This is a genomic window from Pedobacter sp. UYEF25 (assembly GCF_054061655.1).
Genome location: NZ_JBSSEL010000028.1, coordinates 15607 through 33548, shown reverse-complemented (window position 1 = coordinate 33548; position 17942 = coordinate 15607). Strand labels below are relative to the sequence as shown.

Below are 17942 nucleotides of genomic sequence, written 5' to 3'. Positions count from 1 at the left end.
TCCGCCGGAATGTCAGCAAAACCCTTCTGTAGGACTTTGTTTTTTTAGCGAACTAATAAGCAATACTGGGGGGTCAGTATACTCAAGAATATCCATAATAGAAACATGCTGATATGCGAAAGCACTAGAAATACCCAGTGTATCAGGCTAAAAATATTTAAGTTCGCTGAACCATGTGAACTCAACAATATTTCCGGAAAACTTACAAATGCGTAGCTATAAAGATAACTGAAGTTGTTATTAATCGAAAATCCTGTAAAAATGCTTAGCAAAACCATTACAGCCAACAATAAATATAAGGTTCTTTCTTTCATAACTTCTTTACATTAATTAAAGAGTACCTTTCCCTTAAAACTTATAGGATTTGAGCTGGGATTTTTTAAGGTTAGGATTAGCTCTTAACATTTTCAGATACAGTGTAAAGCATGTTGAATTCGAAAATCAAAATATATAATGACTTACTACATCGCATATAAATTCGAACCTAAATTCTTTACTGTATCCTGTGCAGCTTTCGGGTAGGAATTTTCTATGTATTCCTTACTTCTATTGGGCTTAAATTGAATATTCTGATATCGCATAACTTTTTCTTCTAAAGCAGAAAACTGCATTGATTTTTGTTATCTTTAAAATTACAATCCATTACGCACAACTTTACCGGGTTCTTCAGACCGCTAAGTTTAAGCATCCCGAATAAACATAAGGCGAATATGCTATATTGCCAAATCAATGCTAGTAGTATAATGATTCTTAAAATGCCTTTATTTTTGCTGACCTGCAACACCTTTCAATTATTCTATTTAAGTCTTTACTTTCAAGTATTTGGACTAAAAAAGGCAAAACATGTTTTCCTTCACTTCCTTCAGCAAGTCTTTCAATACTTTCGGCAGATTCAATTTCAATTTTATCTGCTTCAAAATCTCTAATTATTTGTTGGAAGAATTGGTAAATTATAACGTTCTCTATTAATAATCATTTGGGACCATGCCCAAAATTTCCAAAGTTTTAAATGGAATTTCCTATATAGCTGTTTGTTCTTAGCACCTGGATGTTCTTTAAGGAAACGGTTATACCTAATCTCGCCAACCTCAAAGTCTAGACCTTTTTCTGGATGCTCTGTGTAATGGAAACTTCCATCGATATTCTGGTAGGTATAATTGCTAGGAAAAAAGTAAGTAAAAGGAAGGAGATTGCTTCCGATGATTATAACTACTATTGTAGCTATCCAAATTTTTGTATTTTTTTTCATAATAGCTGTTTATTGCATTCTCCTTTACTTGGAGGTATGCGTCCACCATTCTCATTAACGCCAGTGTTTGGATTTTTTGCTTTTTGATCACGTAAGGCAGCTGCCATACCAGCTGGTGTCTTAGAAATTCCAACTCCACCAGGCCCGCTTAATCCGATTTGAGTAGTAGGATCTGGGATAGGCACATTACCAGCTAATCCTGCTCCATACACAAATGCTGAGCAATTATAATCTGTAAAATCGTAACGACTTGGAGGATTGCTAAGGTAATTAATTACTTTTTGAAAGTTATTTGCGCTAACAGCATAAGTTGCGCTTATATTGTATGTAAGATCTCCGTTATCTAATATTTGTGAATTAGACGACAGTTTTTGTACACCTACTCCGGTGGGATAGAAACCAATCGTTTGTGTAATTGATGTACTCCCACTAGTTTTTGTTAATGAAATTGCAACATGTCCAAAGCTATTCGGACCGACATTAAATGATGTCCCAGGAAACGGTTCAACAACGTAAACTTTCACTATACATTTAGCGGCAAGATCGGTGATGTTGGCAAAACATTCCATCATTTTTTTTGGATCCACACGACCCTTATCTTCTCCCGGAAGATTAGAAGGTGCAGGAATGACATTCTTGGGAGATTTAGCATTTCCATTTTTGGATCCGCCTGGTGAACCGCCACTACCCCCTCCTCCACCCCCACCTGAGGAATATTCGTCACCTAACATGTTATTAAAGTCAGGAATATAATTCAACTCATAACTATAAACACTACAGATTTTTTGGCCGGAAATTGTAAAATCACCTTCGCTATCTATATAAGTCGTATATATCCATGTGCAACTCTGAACCACTCGGGCAAACATCTGGCGGCCTCTATCGGCTGGCCATTTCTCGAATTGTTGTAGATTTCGATTGGCAAGAGATATCCTTTCCTGCTCAGTGATTGTTTTTATGTCCCCAATTTGGTGCCCATCTGATAACAGGACACCACCAAGAAGCTTGTATTTTAAATTATACTCGAAAATTCGACCATAGAAATTTTGGTGTTCAAATGCAAGCTTTTGTAAATAGATGGATTCAGGAATAATCTCTTGAAACTTTCCTTCAATAATATTAGATTTATTATTCTTAAATATGATAAGTCGCCTAAATCCTTGTTTGTACCCATCATAAGTTGGCTGTCCTGGAAGATAGAATTCCCAAACCACGTTCCCATTTTTAATTTTTTTTTGAACTCTATTCCAATCAATTAGTTTGATTGCTTTACTAATCGAGTCATTATTTTCAAGGGTAGAGATGAAATATTTGACCTCTGCCAGTTCGAGATTATTGATCTTCTGTGTAGAAAGCGCCGTTGATTCTAAAAGGCGATCGTGCTTCTTACAACCAGAGCAAAGTAGTAAAGCAACACAAAAAATTTTCAAGTAATTTTTCATAATCTCATAATTTTTGATAAATATCAGAAATTAGTATACTCACTTTTTGTGATTTGAATCACGTTTTAATCTTTTAGACCTTAATCTGCTCAATGTTTCTCTACTAACATCTATATGACTAGCAATATTTGTAAGGGTGGTGAGTTGCTCAATGTCGGGATTGGTCTCGAGAAGTAAGTTATATCTCATCTCTGGGGTGTGGGTTCTAAGGAAAATTGCTCGTTCCTCACTCATGATGTAATATTTCTGAATTACAATTCTTCCCAATAAATTTCCAATTTCGAAATCCGCGTAATATGCATTTAATTCGTGCCAGGTAATCGATTGCAGCACGCAATCTTGAAGGACTTCTATGAATTCATTTGAAGGTTTTTGTGTGAAAAAACTATACACTGAAACCATCATATCGCCCTTACCCATAAACCAAGAGGTACAGGTTTTCCCATTTTCATCGATAAAATAAGCGCGCAAAAATCCCCTTCTTATAAAGTAGAATTTCCTAGCTATATCTCCTGGAACAAGCAAATACGTTCCACGCAGATGTTTTTCGAAAACAACTTCTTTGTTAATGCGCTGCTGCATAATCGCAGGAATTGGCGCAATAAAACCTAGAGTCTCGAGCAAATCGGCCTCGTCATAATCAGAATTTTTCATTTGATAGATATTGTGATTGAAATCAAACCACCGAAAATCTAACAACACTACATTGTCCTAAAGGAAATTAAAATTATTTAAACCTAAATATTTGGAAACTTAGCATAAAGCTAATGATTTATTTTCCAATCATTTAAAGATTCTATTTTTTTAATTCCATTAGAGGTGCACTACCTAATAAAAAGCATTTAGGTGAGTCCATCGCAAACGAAAGAATAAGTTTTAATGCCTAACTAAATATTTTCTTTCACAATTGGGTAGAGGCATTTAAGTGAATTATAAGATTTGAAGTTATGCAATTTGAAATTTTAACACGCGAAGAATTTGAGAAATCTTTAATCGGCTTTAAGGCAGAAATCTTAAGAGAGATTAAAAGCATAATTGTAAATAAGAACGAGGATGAATGGCTTAATGGAGAAAATGCAATGATTTTGATCAACTGCAAATCAACAAAATTAAGCGAATTAACTACAAGAAATATTATAAGGCGCCGAGGAACCGGTAAAGGTTCACGGTATTCTAAAAATAGCATTACTGCTTACCTTAATAGGTAACGATAGTATAATTACACCCAGCAGGCTGAAAGATTCTGCGCTATACTTGGAGTGAAGAAAGATGTAAGAGGGCTAATTTCCCTGCAACGCTATGGCAGTGTCAACTGTCTCAAATCGTCATACGGTAGAGCTGTGTCTGATGATGGTCAAGTGTAGAAACTTTTTTCAGGCCGAAACGATACCCACCAGTCTTTGCTAAGACATACTCTAGAGTTTTACTGAGAGAAATTCTTTCCGAAACTATTGCAGCACTAAACACTGATTTTGAAAGAGCTGTTAAGTGTAGAAATTATTCCTGATTTATTAAATCGCGGCCAGATAACCTTTTAAAGATTAATTCAATGGATAAATCAATTAGCCGAATAGATAGAGCTGTTGCTGATAATTTGAGAGATATTGAAAGGAGCTTTGAGGGTCACTCAGGATTAGTGCAGGATTTTATCGTATTTATAACGAAACAAATAAAATTCGACTTATTCGGTTACACTAAATTCACGCTGGCTGAGTTTTGTAGAGAAACAGGACGAAACCGTCAAGATCTAAGCATCAAACATCCAATGTTTAAAAATGCTAAAGTAAATCCGCCAATAATAGAAGGATTTAAGTTTGAGACAGTCTTTGACTACACCTTATATATCATGCTCGAGCGAAATCTTATATTTAGTAATAAATATGAGTATAGGAAGAATGAAGAAATAATTCAACTTAAAGGTTTTTCTATTCTGATAGACCTAAGGTTAAATTTTAATAGGACGAGTAAAGAATTAAAATGTTACGAAGTAAAGGTCTCAAACGAGCTGTTAGATGGGTTTTTTAGGAGATACTATACAATTAATACTGAAATTTACAGAAGGGTTGGAAAAGGCCGGGGCGGGGAAACCCGACAAAGTTTGCTGCTGTATCTGTTCAAAATAAACCACATCCTATTTACGAGTTCTGATAGAGAAAATTCTGTTGTTGTTCCGCTAGATCGACTTTGTGAATATGCCAATATCAGAGACCAAAAGCCCGCTCATAAAAAACAAAATCTGAATAGAATACTTGGCAAAATAAAAGAAAGCTCCTTCGATTTTAATTATGAGTTCGTTAACGAAAATAAGCGATATCAGTACATTGTCAAGTTATCGTTTAACCATCTAATTGGTCCAAAAGATTTAATGATCGAGCATAGCTTCTTTGCTAAGCTTGTGACCACATTGAAATATTTATTTAAAGCTAAATATGTCGAAGGTTATTCAGAGCAAGATCCGGTACCTTTTCAAAATTGGTTGGGAAATAATGGCTATCATCTACAAGAAAAAGCTTCAATACTAGTTGACTGTTATAGCAACTGTTTAGACGTGAAAATTACTAGAAGTTTTGCTACAGAGTTAATCCTTTCGGGAGATATCTTAAGTGCAAAAGATAAGGTTTGATGTCGAGAGGTTCGATTTTGATGTCGAGTAGTTTGATTTCAATGTCGAGTATTTCGATTTCTGCCTAATATAATGTCGAGTATTTCGATTTTGATGTCGAACATTTTGACTTTTTAAGATTATAATGTCGAGTACTTCGACTTTAATGTCGAGCTTTTCGACTAATCCGTCTAGATGTCGAACAATTCGATAGCAAGAACTACTCGTATTCGTGGTAAACCCACATTCATGTCGAGCTATTCGACCAATATTGTATTATAATAATAATAAATATATAATAATTATAGCTTTTTTAAAAGAATTTGAAAATGGCAAGGCTTTTGAATTAGTGTTTGATATTTAGGCTAACTAAGAAAAAAGATTTCAGAGCATCAAATAGCTTGTGTCAAGAAAGGATGGCAAAGATTTTTTAAAAACCTCTATAGGAATTTTTGATGCTTACTAAAGTGTCTCCTATAAGCGATTTTAAAAATTTATCAAGAAAAAAACGACTTTTTTTTCGAAAGGTCTAGCAAGTCTTAATTACTGTTACTTATTCGATAAGCGCAGCTAATCGGTCCAATTAATACTAAGAATATGAATATTTCAGAAATTAAAGACAAGGTTGCTATCAGCGATTTATTGGAAAAATTAGGGTTTGAGCATAAAAAGAAATCTGGGGCAGAACTTTTCTACTTATCACCAATTAGAGAATCGGATACGGACGCTTCCTTCTGTGTAAACGATAGAAAGTCGCAATGGTACGATCACGGATTGGGTCAGGGTGGAAATATAATTGATCTGGGTTTGTTAATTTGGAACACGTCAAGCGTAAAATCTGTAGTCTCGAAAATTAATGATCTATATCTAGATAATTTAGGATTGTCATTTTCTCTTAGTGAGCAAAAAAACAAAATTGCACCAGTGGAGCCGGAGAGATATAGAGTTGTCAAAACTAATAATCTTGGTAAAAATCCATCGATTACCAGTTATCTTCAATCTAGAGGTCTTACCGTTTCTAAACCTTCTGTTTTAAAAGAGGTCTATTATATGATTAAAGACGACCTCAATAGAGAAAGAAATTACTACGGTGTTGGTTGGCAAAATGAGAGCGGTGGATGGGATATTCGGAATCAATATTTTAAAGGCTGTCTGGGAAGAAAAGATATTTCGATCATTACCGGTGTTTCAAAAACAGTTAATGCGTTTGAAGGAATGTTTGATTATCAGTCCGCGATTATGGAAGATAAAAGTAAAATTTTAGATTTTGCAATAATTCTCAACTCTGCTGCATTGGTCAACAAAGCCATACGGAAAATAGATACTATGGATATTGATTATATCAATCTATTTTTTGACAATGATTCAACCGGTAAGAAAACTACGGAGAAATTTTTAGAGGTTTTCCCAAAAGCAAATAACCGCTCTGATATTTATTCAGGTTTCAAAGATTACAACGAAAAATTAATTGCAAACAATTTGAAGCCCTGGCAACAATCGGATAGTGTCAAAAATAGGAACAAGGTAACTATGTAGCAAGTTACTTAGCTATCTTGTTATGTAGATATATAGATATACAGCTACATAGATACACGGCTACCTAGATATTTAGCTGCTTAGATATACAGTGAGATAGCTATGTGGCTACTCTAAAATCCGGAAATAAAGTCTCGAAGATTTTTTGTTCAAATTTGAAAACAACATACCGAATTCTTCTTTTCGTTAGGCAGAATAGTGTGCAAAGAATCTAATTTGATTTTTTGCGTTGTTTAAAAAGCACTTCTAAAAGAATTTGCTATACAGCTACCTTTGCGTTTTTTCAGTTGCAAGATGTCTTTTTGTCAGACAAAAATATCACTGCGTGAATTTTCGCCACACAAAAAGTTTCTTGCCTTACCCCATTTACCTCTTGCCTCGATTGGGGAGTAAGGTGTTTAGAAAACTCGCAACTCGTTTTCTTCGGCCAGCAGCACAAATATTTGAACCGATTTTATGAGCGATTTTAAAAGACTAACGGGGAGGCCTCTGCTAGAGACAGGCAAACGCAATAAGAAAATTGATGTCCGTTTCAACGAGGAGGAATTTAAAGTCATAGAAAAACTTGAGAAAACTCTCGGTTTAAATAAGACAGAAATCATTCGGAGAAAAACATTGGACAAACATCATTCAATTATAATTAATGCTAAAGATGCAATTGAAAACTTAGATAAAATAGGCGAAGAACTTGGACGTTCCGGGAACAACATCAACCAATTGGCAAAGTATGCAAACACGCTTAATAAGCGAGGGATGCAAACTGAAGTTATTACTAGTCGCTTCAACGTTTTGTTCGAAAAACACATATCTGTACAAATTGAGGTTGAAAAAGCTCTTAGAAAAATCATCAGATTAATGGGTAAATAATTACGATACATCTGAACAAAGTAACCGGCTAATCAGATATATTTCTATGCAGCTATGCAGCTATGCAGCTACGCGGCTCACTTGTTACCTAGCTAGACTTTTTATAAATGGTTGTAAAGATTCTTTCCTCCGCTGATTCGTTTAATGGGGTTAATTATAACACTAATAAAATGGATCAGAATAAGGGTGAATTGATGAAAATTCAAAACTTTGGTCCTCTACAAGGAATGGAAAATCTAAAGCCCGAGGATTATCGCAATTATTTCAAATTAATTTCTTCACAAAACACGAGGATAAAAGCTCCTCAGTTTCATGTAGCAATTTCTTGTAAAGGAAAAGAATATGACAAAGTCCAATTAACTAACATTGCCACACGTTGGTTAAACGAAATGGGTTATTCCAAAAACCCTTACATGATTGTATTTCATAAGGATACGGAAAACAACCATGTCCATATAGTTTCTACTAGGGTAAATAAGGAAGGTAAAAAGATTTCGTCAGAATTTGAAAAAATTAGAGCAGTTCAGAACATCAATAAAGTAATGGGTATTGATGAGCATGTAAAAGTAAGCGCAGATGTAGAGAAAGCATTAAAATATAAATTTTCCACTAAGGCTCAATTTATGATGCTTTTGGAACGCAATGGCTATACCTTAAAACAAACTAATAAAAGCATTGAAGTTATCAAATTTGGTAAGAAACTTCTCGATATTAATTTGGAAACCATTAACGATAAAATTTTAAACTTTAAAATAGATAGTAGAAGGGCGACTCAATTAGGATCAATTTTTGAGAAATACGTGCTAGCCTACAATACAGAACCTTTACCTAAAACAATAGCATTGCCAAGCGGACTAAAGAAGAATACTGATGAATATACTTCTGACTTCAGCGAATTTATAAAGCAAAAATTTGGAATAGAATTAATTTATCATGGAAAGGACGGCAAGTCACCATATGGATACAGCATAATTGACCATGCAGAGCAAAATGTTTTTAAAGGTGGTGAAGTCATTACCCTTAAAGAACTTTTAAATGTCAATTCAAAAAGCGAACAAGAGCGAACAAGCAAAGTAAGCTATAATGAATCTAAGAGTAAAAATAAACTATCCATAGCCGAATTAAATTATTATTCAACGCTATTAAAGGCTTCGCTTTATAACTACCCAGCTTTATTACAAGGATTGTCTTCTCAAGGACTCGTTGTAGATCGACAACAAAGTACGTTTTACTTGAACGACGTGGCTGCTGGGATAAAAGTTAACATTAAAGAATTATTAGATTTCGAGGAATTTCAAATTTTTGCAGGAGCTTATCAAATACACGCGCATTCGTCTTTCGATTGGGAAAATTTAGCTCATTTTGCCACTGTTGGTTCAATACATTTGGTGGATGACCAAGACGATGCTAAGCGAAAAAAGAAAAGAAAAACTTAACGCGGAATTGTATTTAAAATAGCAAACTAACTTATCATGGTAATTATTATTGGAAACCAAAAAGGTGGAGCAGGCAAAAGTACGCTCACTTTATTACTGGCTAATTACCTTACGCTGGTCAAAAAAAGAACGGTAACTGTTATAGATATGGATTACCAACAATCCATAGCAGGAAAGTACGAAAGGGCAAAGCTCTTAGAAAATGTCGAACCTTATGAAGTATTGGCTGCAAGCTTAGCGCATTATCCTGTAATGTTATCAATTCTTGCAAAAAACAAAGAGCAGATTGTAATTATCGATTTGCCAGGTAAGTTAGATGATGATGGTTTAATTCCGGTATTTCAATCCGCAGATCTTGTTCTTTGCCCGTTTAGTTATGATGAATTTAGCTTTGATTCTACTATTTTGTTTTCTGTGGTGTTGAAGAAAATTAACCGTAAAGTGCCGATAAATTACGTGCCGAATAGAGTTAAAGGAAATGTGAAGTATGAAATCCAATCACAGATAGTTGAACAGCTATCTAAATTTGGAACTGTTTTGCCAGCATTGCCAGACAGGATAGATTTTCAAAGAACAAATACCTTTCAAACACCCATATCGGTTTATCCACTAATAATTCCCCTTTTCGAAAAAATTTGTGAAGACTATCTTTTAGCCGCTAATTAAAAAATTATGAGTGAAAAAATGAAAACCTTGGCTGATTTACTGAGGCATGAAATCGCCGATCCTGTAAAAAAAAGTGAACAGCAATCTTTTATCAGGACAAAAACGAACAAAGAGACTAGCAGGGATAAGGATATTGAAATATTGGAATCAATAAGGGCATATGAATACACCGGAAAAAATCTATTACACCCACGAATAGATGATAAAACAGTAAAAATGTTATCCCAATTTAAAATAGCTACAGGTGTTGATATGAATAAGGTTATCGCTTACTCAATCGATTACCTCTTTATTGAAAACCCAGAATTGAAACAAATTATTAAAACTTCACTTGAAAATTTTGAATTATGACATGGATACAATTTACTATGTGGATGACGATTATCTACTTGATTTATTATGGACTGAACATTTTAATAGATGGTGCTAAAGGCGGAAATAACGACGATGGAATTTTAACCGACAACTACTTAACTTTTTCAGAAGACATAAAGCCCCAAATACTAGATGAAAATTTTGTTAATGAGGCAACGGATGAATACAACGAGGAAATTGAATTTGCAGGGAGTTCAAGTGAGGATGATGATGCTATTTTTATCTCTGAAAACGCAATAGCTTTTACAGGGGGAGTGTCCATAAAACACGTTTTTAATTTGGCCAAAACGGAAATGATAGAGTTTACAAGGCCTGTTATTTTTGAGAGATGAAAAAAATCACTCTTGTTATTTTCCTAACTTTTTTTGTACTAGTTGTTCGATCTCAGCCAGGTATTGCAGAATTGAAGCAAGTAAGAGGGGAATTAAGCAGAGACTTTTTCGCCATGTCGGATTTGTCTTATGTATTGGCAGCACTGGTAGCAATTATCGGGTCGATTCATATATACCATAAATGGCAAATGGGGCAAGATGTTTCCACAGATTTACCAGCCTGGTTCTTCGCAGCTTTGTTTATCATTATTATCAATATTGCCTTGGTTCAGGTATTTGGATTATAGAGCCAACTAATAACAATATGTCGAGGCTATTCATTACTGGATAGTCTTTTTTATTTATACGATTATCTAAACGTTAACCCTTTTAATAACAACCAATTCAAAATGAGAAAAATCAAACAAAAAGTATTTTTGGCAATGATAGTTGCCTTTACGCAGTTACAATATTTATTTGCACAGAGCGGAGTAAATGGTCTAAACACCGCAACAAGCACGTTGAAAACCTACGTTGATCCAGCAGGCAATATTGCTTTAGTGATTGGCGGTATCGTGGGTATAGTCGGCGGAATTCGAGTGTATTCAAAGTGGAATTCTGGCGACCAAGACATTAATAAAGAGTTAATGGGTTGGGGAGGCTCCTGTCTGTTTTTGGTGCTAAGTTCACTAATTGTTAAAGCTTTCTTCGGCTTGTAATCGTGGCTAAGCAGTTTGCAGTGTATAAGGGGTTGCAAAAGCCCCTTGTTTATAAAGGTTTTAAAGGCAAGTTTATCTATTGGGGTATTGGTTGTCTACTCTCTGGTTTGGTTACCGGCTCGGTAAGTATGGCACTAATTAATAAATATGTTGGTGCAATCGTAATGGTCGTGGTAATTGTTGGAGGTCTACTTTATACTGCAACACAACAGAAAAAAGGTTTACACCGAAAAATACGCTATTCAGGTATTTTCATTCATGCCGTCAACCTTAAAAAAATCAATCAATATGCAAAAAAGAACAGAATTTATAATGCCATATATTGGCGTTGATTGCAATGAAGATTTTGACTTATTGTACGGTGTAAATGGAGAATTTTCGGTAGTCATAAAAATTATCAATCCGGTATTGCAGTATTCCGCTTCGACAGATGCATATGATGAATTTCATAATCTATTTCTAAATGTGATTAAAATATTGGGAGAAGGCCATGTGATTCAAAAACAGGATATTTTTAGCCGTTCCGTTTATGAGAGCAGGAAAGCTACCGAATACCTGCAAGACAAATATAATGCACATTTCGAAGGGCGAGATTTCCTACAAATTACTACATACCTAACCATAACAAAACAGGTAAAAAAAGGGGCTTTTTATGTGTATGACAAAAGACAGCTTAAGGGTTTTAAGCAGGTCATCGGTAAGATATTAGATATATTAAAATCGGCGCAAACTAAGCCAACCTTGCTAAGAGAAAGAGAAATTAATATTTTGATAATGCGCATGCTAAGTATGGAATTCGGCAATAAAAATTTCTCTTTAAATAATATAATGCCAGATGATAATGAGCTAAAAATTGGCGACAAACACGTGAGGAATATTAGTTTGATCAATATAGACAGTATTGATTTACCAAGCAAAATATCAACCCATATTGAGTTAAACGACAAAGATACGATGAAGGGTTTTCCAGTCGACTTATTTTCGTTTTTGCTTAATGTGCCGAATTACGATAGTATTCTTTTTAATCAAGTAGTTGAAATTCCAAGCCAAATGCTCACATTAAATAAGTTAGAGCTTAAAAGGAAAAGGCATTCCGGAATTCCCGATCCGGCTAATTTAATCTGCGTTGAAGATATAGATTTATTGTTAAATGATGTGGCGAGAGATAACCAGCTTTTGGTTAATAGTCATTTTAACATTCTGTTATCTGCGGATGCTGAAAATATACAAAGAGCAGCAAATTTTATAGAAAGTTCCCTATTTCAATTTGGTATAATACCATCAAAAAACGCTTATAACCAAATGGAATTGTTTCGATGTGCCTTACCAGGAAATAGTGCCGAACTGCAAAAATACGATTGGTTTTTAACTACTGCAGATGCCGCACTTTGCCTTTTTTTTAAAGAGGCCCTGGCTGTGGATGAAGTGTCGAAATTTCAAATTCGATTTACAGACAGGCAGGGCGTTCCAGTAGCAATAGACCCGGCAGATTTACCAATGCTTCAAAATAGGATCAACAATAGAAACAAGTTTGTTTTAGGTCCGTCGGGAAGTGGAAAATCTTTTTTCATGAATGCCTTGATTGAACAATACATGCTCTACAATATGGACGTGGTTATTGTAGATACAGGGCACAGTTATTCAGGTCTTTGTGATTATTATAAGGGGAAGTACATAACTTATTCGGATAAAAAGCCAGTTACGATGAATCCGTTTGCTATTTCTGAAAATGAGTACAATATCGAGAAAAAGGATTTTATATGTACACTTATCTGTCTACTTTGGAAAGGCGCAGAAGGAATTATTTCACAAGTTGAAAGAGATGTCGTCGCAAATGTGATTAGTTCGTACTATGCCAACTATTTTGATGCAGCTAATAGTCAGGACAGCTTTACGATTTCCAATTTAAGCTTCAACAGTTTTTATGAATTTGCCAATTATAAAATTCCAATAATAAAATCCAAGGAGAGAATTCCATTTGATGTGGATGAATTCAGGTATGTATTGAAAAAATTTTATCAGGGTGGAGAATTTGAGGCTATCCTTAACGAAGACGCAGATAAATCTCTATTTACAGAAAGGTTTATTGTTTTTGAAATAGATAGCATCAAAGAACACAAAATTCTTTTCCCGATTGTAACGCTAATCATTATGGATGTATTCATCCAAAAAATGCGTAATCGATCAGGATTTAGAAAAGCTTTAATTATCGAAGAAGCTTGGAAGGCTATTGCCTCGCCATTAATGGCAGGGTACATTCTCTACCTCTACAAGACAGTACGTAAGTTTTGGGGAGAAGCTATTGTGGTAACCCAAGAGCTTGGCGACATAATCGGCAATGCGGTAGTAAAAGATAGCATTGTGAATAATTCCGATACCATTTGTTTGTTAGACCAAACCAAATTCAAAGACAATTACAAGGAAATAGCTGCTTTGCTTTCGATATCTGAGATAGAGCGTAAAAAAATATTTACAATTAATCAACTAGACAATACTGCCAATAGAGGGAGGTTTAAGGAGGTATATATACGTAGGGGTTCATCAGGAGAAGTTTATGGAGTGGAAGTTTCATTAGAACAATACCTCACTTACACCACTGAAAAACCCGAAAAAATGGCAATCGAAATTTACATGAAATCCTACGGCTCCTACGTAGATGGACTAGATGCTTTTGTTGCAGATCTCAAAATAAGTAAAATGAATTTAGGAGATTTTGTAACGCATATAAATGATAAGTCTAAGCCATTAGACAGCATTGATGCATGAGCATCTTAATTCTTTATAATTCTCCACTAATTATATAACTTAATATGAAAATCTTTTTTGCACTATTTCTTGCTGCCTTTAGCTTTAAAACCAGTTTAGGTCAAGTATTGTATGTTGATCCAGTAACATCTGGAGCAATGATCGCTCATGCCTCGATTATAAATGGACAGATGAACCGTACTAATGACAACTTAACTTTAATCCAAAGAGGACAGTTAGCTGTTACTGGTCAGCTGCTCATTGTAAATGATATGCAAGACCGAATCTATCGTGGATTGAGTGAAGTTTCTACAATCGTCAACAATCTTACTTCCGTAAAGGAAATTGCAGATATTGGAATCGACATTGTTGGGGATGTAGAGAAAACAGTTTTGCTTGCCAAAGAAAATCCTGCACTTCTAATATTTGCCGAACAAGGCGCTAGAGAATTTAAAGTCCGGGCGACGAGCTTAGCGATTGAAGTACAGTCTTTCGTATTAAAAGGCGGGAAAGACAACCTAATGGATGCGGGGGAGCGGTCAAAGTTAATCAACCATATTTCCAGTCAAATGAGAATTTTAAGAGGTACGGCCTACGGCATGCACCGTGCAATGTATTGGGCAAGAATGCGAGGGATATTTGCAGCTCTAAATCCTTGGTCAGAGTGGCAAAATATGGATGTTAAGATTGCGAATGATGTAATTACAAAAGCTAAATACTTGAAGCAATGATGAAATTACTGATTATAGTCTTTGCGTTATTAACCCTTAATCAAGTTTATGCGCAACAGAAAGCACTGAATATTCCTGCGATTCATCAACTAGTTGGGAACAGTGAAACGGAATTTGATAAACAGAGCGAAGCAAAAACCAAACAGGCTATTGCGACCATAAATGAACAATCAAACAAAACCTATTTGGCTAGGCTTAAAAACAAATATAGAGAACTCCAACAGCGGTACAACTCTTTAGGGTTAGCTATTGATGCAGCCAATATTGGCATGCAGGCTAAACCTATGGTTGATGCTATAATTAAGAGTCAAGCCGAAATCTATATGTTAGCCGAAAAGCAACCGGCATTAATCCTTCTAGCTTATCAAACTGAAATTGAATTTGTCGAAAAATCAAAGAATTTGGTTTACTTTTTAGTTGGTTTGAGTGCTAGTTATGGTGCAATAAATCAAATGAAGCAATTGGATAGAAAAATCTTGTTCGATTTTATTTTATCAGAATTAAGTGGTATCCAAGACCTTTCAAGAGGTTTAGTTAACTCTATTCAGTACTCCAATACAACTAGTTTGTTGAGGTCTTTAAATCCATTTCAAAATTATATAGATATGGATAAGTCTATTGTTAATGATATAATAACCAATGCAAAATTTCTAAAAAAATGAACAAAATTTTACTGCTACTGCTTTTGTTTGTCGCCAAAATCTCAATTGCACAACGTGTAGTTTTCGATCGAGCTCACTTCAACATTATAAACGAAAATAGTGTGGTACGAAATACAGCAGAGCTTACTCACAATCAGTATTTGAATAAAATTAACACCAGCTTGGATGATATAAATGTAAATGTCGGCTCTGTCGTAATAGCACAAAACTTAATATATAGCGGACTTGCAAATGTAAATTCTGCATTAAAAAACGGTTTGGCTGTAAAGGATATGGCATACATCATTGCGGATATTATTAAGTATTCGGCACAAATGGTAAAAATGGCTAAGAATGAGCCTTACTTGCTTTTATTTGCCGAAGAAATGGCCAGAACAACTAAGGGAAGGGCAATTACACTTGTTAATGAAGTTTCAGGTTTTGTATTGAAGGAGGGTAGTAACATTTTGATGGATTACAATAGCAGAGATCTACTTTTGCGGCACATTACGCAAGAGCTGCAACTGCTGTCTGGCTTAACTTATGGCGCATGGAAAGCGATGTATTGGGCAAAAGTTAATGGTGTTTTTAAGTCCCTGAATCCATTTGCTTCATTTGTCAACCAGGATAAATCTATTGTAAACGATATTATTAGAAAGTCAAAATACTTAAACCAATGAGATACGGTTATATAGTGCTGATCGCTTGTCTAGCGAACACATCAATGGCGCAAAAATCCATAAAAGACCAAAGTGTGATTTACCAGCAGGAGCGTATGGTATTTAAACAATGGGATAGAAATAAGTTTACTCCAACTTCTGGCTGGTTAGGTATCAACCCATATTACTTAGCTACTTGGGCTTGGCACATAAGCTATAAAAATTCTGATAAAAGGCCTCTTGGCCCTGCAGGCCCGCAAACATTAAGGCTCGGAATGGTTGGTAACATGAGTGAGGTTGAGAAAAGCTACAAACAACATTCTGACACGCTAAGAAACACAGCAATATTAGAAATTGCAAACCAAGAAGGATCAATTTCTGGCGGAGACCCTCTTTGGTTATTATACTATTCTAAAGAGTTGAAGCCTGTTTTAGAAAACAGTCCGAATACCATTCTATCTGGACTATCAAATAAAGTAAAATCAAATGTTTTGGAAAGTGGAATCTATGAATGGTATAAGAAAGAGTTGGATAAGTTAAGAGAGCGAGTTGAAGGGGCAAGGACTACCAATATGGATAGGGGCTCAAGAATATTGGCTTATCATAGAATGCTGATCGAGTATAGAAACCTTTATGGTAGTTGGTCGGCACGTATTTCTTCAGCAGGCAGATCCATTAACTTGACCGAACAACAACAGCGGATAAAAGCTCACCAAATTGAGTTCAATAGTTGGACACCTCAGTCGGATATAGCAATTGCCAACGATGTAGTTAGAAACAGAAAGTACTAAACAAACCAAACATGAAAAAACAATTTAGTTTAACAGCAGTATTGGTATTGCTGATAGGAATTCCTATGGCATTTTCGCAAATTACCAATCAGAAATCACTTGAATATATGCAGGGAAACGGTGTCTATGAAGATGGTGTTTGGACATTTCTAGTTGGATTTAAAAACGGAATTTGGGGAAGTCAATCTGCTACATTTATTGCTGATGCAAAAGCACTAGCCGCAATTTTTATGATAATTTACTTTGCGATCAAGTCATATGAGATGATGTCTGGCGATAAGAAGCTAGAAATTATGCCCTTGCTTAGACCTTTTGCCCTAGTAATGATCATAATTTGGTGGAAAGTGTTTTGCCAGATTATTGCATTTCCAACAGATTTAGTTGCTCAAAGAACAGAGGAAATGTTCAAAAGCGAACAAGCTAATGTAGATAATCTCAGAATCATAAGATCTGGTTACATGTTGCAGTTGGCAAACTCCCTATATTCGTTTCAGGCAGATACAGAGGTGGCTGCAAAAGAATCTGATAATATGCTCGAGCGTGCCTGGGATTCTGTAACAAGTACTGTTAAAGAAGGTATGGCAACGGTTATAAGTCCATTGTTGGAGTTGAGAAACAGATTGCAAGTGGGAATGCAACTTCTATTTACTCAGCTTCTAGAACTGCTGGGCTTGTGGATTCTGCGCGTAGGCGTGTATCTAGTGTTTTTGTTGCAAATAATTTATTCAAATATTCTAATTATTCTAGGTCCGTTTGCTGTAGCCGTAAGCATTTTACCCGCTTTTAAAGATAGCTTACACACATGGATTGGCAGATTCGTTTCGGTAAATCTATATTCTGGAGTTGCCTATCTTATCATGTACATTGTAGCTAACATGCAGAAGTATGCAATGGAATCTGAGATAAGTAAATATAAAGAACTTCTTGGTGTTGATGGGACGAGGGCAACGATAGAAAAGTTGGCATTCTTTGCTGGAAATGGTATCCTTTCATTCGGAACTGTTATTGTAACCTGTATAATTGGAGCAATTTGCATGTTTACCGTGCCGAGTATCTCTACTTGGATAATTTCTACTTCGGGTATTAGCTCTGCTGCTTCTAATTTTGGAAGAGGAGCCGGCATTATTGTTGGAAGTGCCAAAAAATCTGTTGGCGTAATACTTTAGAAAATT

The 17942-nt window shown here is 35.3% G+C and carries 21 protein-coding genes; 17 read left to right on the top strand and 4 right to left on the bottom strand.

Annotated elements, in window-relative coordinates; genetic code table 11:
• Positions 1 to 461 precede the first annotated feature (461 nt).
• The 4 genes from ACVWYG_RS18180 to ACVWYG_RS18165 all read right to left on the bottom strand — a co-directional run bounded on the left by ACVWYG_RS18180 (position 462) and on the right by ACVWYG_RS18165 (position 3345).
• The gene (locus ACVWYG_RS18180; protein ID WP_457272303.1) at positions 462 to 611 is read right to left on the bottom strand and encodes a hypothetical protein; all 150 of its coding nucleotides are present in this window, start codon (positions 609 to 611) and stop codon (positions 462 to 464) included.
• A gap of 311 nt (positions 612 to 922) precedes the next feature.
• Positions 923 to 1249: a hypothetical protein gene (locus tag ACVWYG_RS18175; protein ID WP_457272301.1), complete on the bottom strand. Its 327-nt coding sequence runs from the start codon at positions 1247 to 1249 to the stop codon at positions 923 to 925.
• Positions 1246 to 2691: a hypothetical protein gene (locus tag ACVWYG_RS18170; RefSeq protein WP_457272300.1), complete on the bottom strand. Its 1446-nt coding sequence runs from the start codon at positions 2689 to 2691 to the stop codon at positions 1246 to 1248. The genes ACVWYG_RS18175 and ACVWYG_RS18170 overlap by 4 nt, the downstream gene beginning before the upstream one ends.
• 39 nt (positions 2692 to 2730) lie before the next feature.
• Positions 2731 to 3345 carry a Crp/Fnr family transcriptional regulator gene (locus tag ACVWYG_RS18165; protein ID WP_457272298.1) on the bottom strand — a complete coding sequence of 205 codons (615 nt, stop codon included), beginning with the start codon at positions 3343 to 3345 and terminating at the stop codon, positions 2731 to 2733.
• 293 nt (positions 3346 to 3638) lie between these two features.
• Between ACVWYG_RS18165 and ACVWYG_RS18160 the strand changes: the two genes are divergently transcribed.
• The 17 genes from ACVWYG_RS18160 (at position 3639) to ACVWYG_RS18080 (ending at position 17936) form a co-directional block, all read left to right on the top strand.
• Positions 3639 to 3899 carry a hypothetical protein gene (locus ACVWYG_RS18160; RefSeq protein ID WP_457272296.1) on the top strand — a complete coding sequence of 87 codons (261 nt, stop codon included), beginning with the start codon at positions 3639 to 3641 and terminating at the stop codon, positions 3897 to 3899.
• 341 nt (positions 3900 to 4240) lie between these two features.
• Positions 4241 to 5314 carry a hypothetical protein gene (locus ACVWYG_RS18155; protein WP_457272295.1) on the top strand — a complete coding sequence of 358 codons (1074 nt, stop codon included), beginning with the start codon at positions 4241 to 4243 and terminating at the stop codon, positions 5312 to 5314.
• A gap of 576 nt (positions 5315 to 5890) precedes the next feature.
• The gene (locus ACVWYG_RS18150) at positions 5891 to 6829 is read left to right on the top strand and encodes a toprim domain-containing protein (RefSeq protein WP_457272293.1); all 939 of its coding nucleotides are present in this window, start codon (positions 5891 to 5893) and stop codon (positions 6827 to 6829) included.
• Positions 6830 to 7285: 456 nt separating this feature from the next.
• Entirely contained in the window at positions 7286 to 7696 is a 411-nt protein-coding gene (locus tag ACVWYG_RS18145) for a plasmid mobilization protein (protein ID WP_457272291.1), read from the top strand.
• Between the two features lie 170 nt (positions 7697 to 7866).
• A complete protein-coding gene (locus tag ACVWYG_RS18140; RefSeq protein WP_457272289.1) occupies positions 7867 to 9132 on the top strand; it encodes a relaxase/mobilization nuclease domain-containing protein in 1266 nt (421 codons plus the stop codon).
• Positions 9133 to 9168: 36 nt separating this feature from the next.
• A complete protein-coding gene (locus tag ACVWYG_RS18135; RefSeq protein WP_457272287.1) occupies positions 9169 to 9798 on the top strand; it encodes a ParA family protein in 630 nt (209 codons plus the stop codon).
• A gap of 6 nt (positions 9799 to 9804) precedes the next feature.
• On the top strand, positions 9805 to 10149 hold the full coding sequence (locus ACVWYG_RS18130) for a hypothetical protein (RefSeq protein ID WP_457272285.1): 345 nt from the start codon (positions 9805 to 9807) through the stop codon (positions 10147 to 10149).
• Positions 10146 to 10505, top strand: coding sequence for a hypothetical protein (locus ACVWYG_RS18125; RefSeq protein WP_457272283.1), 360 nt, complete (start codon positions 10146 to 10148; stop codon positions 10503 to 10505). The genes ACVWYG_RS18130 and ACVWYG_RS18125 overlap by 4 nt, the downstream gene beginning before the upstream one ends.
• Positions 10502 to 10792, top strand: coding sequence for a DUF4134 family protein (locus tag ACVWYG_RS18120; RefSeq protein WP_457272281.1), 291 nt, complete (start codon positions 10502 to 10504; stop codon positions 10790 to 10792). Before ACVWYG_RS18125 ends, ACVWYG_RS18120 begins: the two co-directional genes overlap by 4 nt.
• 102 nt (positions 10793 to 10894) lie before the next feature.
• A complete protein-coding gene (locus ACVWYG_RS18115; RefSeq protein WP_457272279.1) occupies positions 10895 to 11203 on the top strand; it encodes a DUF4134 domain-containing protein in 309 nt (102 codons plus the stop codon).
• Between the two features lie 2 nt (positions 11204 to 11205).
• Complete coding sequence (locus ACVWYG_RS18110) at positions 11206 to 11535, top strand: plasmid transfer protein (RefSeq protein WP_457272277.1); 330 nt, start codon at positions 11206 to 11208, stop codon at positions 11533 to 11535.
• Positions 11492 to 13969, top strand: coding sequence for a TraG family conjugative transposon ATPase (locus ACVWYG_RS18105; protein WP_457272275.1), 2478 nt, complete (start codon positions 11492 to 11494; stop codon positions 13967 to 13969). The genes ACVWYG_RS18110 and ACVWYG_RS18105 overlap by 44 nt, the downstream gene beginning before the upstream one ends.
• A 44-nt stretch (positions 13970 to 14013) precedes the next feature.
• Entirely contained in the window at positions 14014 to 14679 is a 666-nt protein-coding gene (locus ACVWYG_RS18100) for a hypothetical protein (protein ID WP_457272274.1), read from the top strand.
• A complete protein-coding gene (locus ACVWYG_RS18095; RefSeq protein WP_457272272.1) occupies positions 14679 to 15341 on the top strand; it encodes a hypothetical protein in 663 nt (220 codons plus the stop codon). The genes ACVWYG_RS18100 and ACVWYG_RS18095 overlap by 1 nt, the downstream gene beginning before the upstream one ends.
• The gene (locus ACVWYG_RS18090; protein ID WP_457272270.1) at positions 15338 to 16000 is read left to right on the top strand and encodes a hypothetical protein; all 663 of its coding nucleotides are present in this window, start codon (positions 15338 to 15340) and stop codon (positions 15998 to 16000) included. The genes ACVWYG_RS18095 and ACVWYG_RS18090 overlap by 4 nt, the downstream gene beginning before the upstream one ends.
• Positions 15997 to 16770, top strand: coding sequence for a hypothetical protein (locus ACVWYG_RS18085; RefSeq protein WP_457272269.1), 774 nt, complete (start codon positions 15997 to 15999; stop codon positions 16768 to 16770). The genes ACVWYG_RS18090 and ACVWYG_RS18085 overlap by 4 nt, the downstream gene beginning before the upstream one ends.
• An 11-nt stretch (positions 16771 to 16781) precedes the next feature.
• Complete coding sequence (locus tag ACVWYG_RS18080) at positions 16782 to 17936, top strand: plasmid transfer protein (RefSeq protein WP_457272267.1); 1155 nt, start codon at positions 16782 to 16784, stop codon at positions 17934 to 17936.
• The last annotated feature ends 6 nt before the right edge of the window (positions 17937 to 17942 follow it).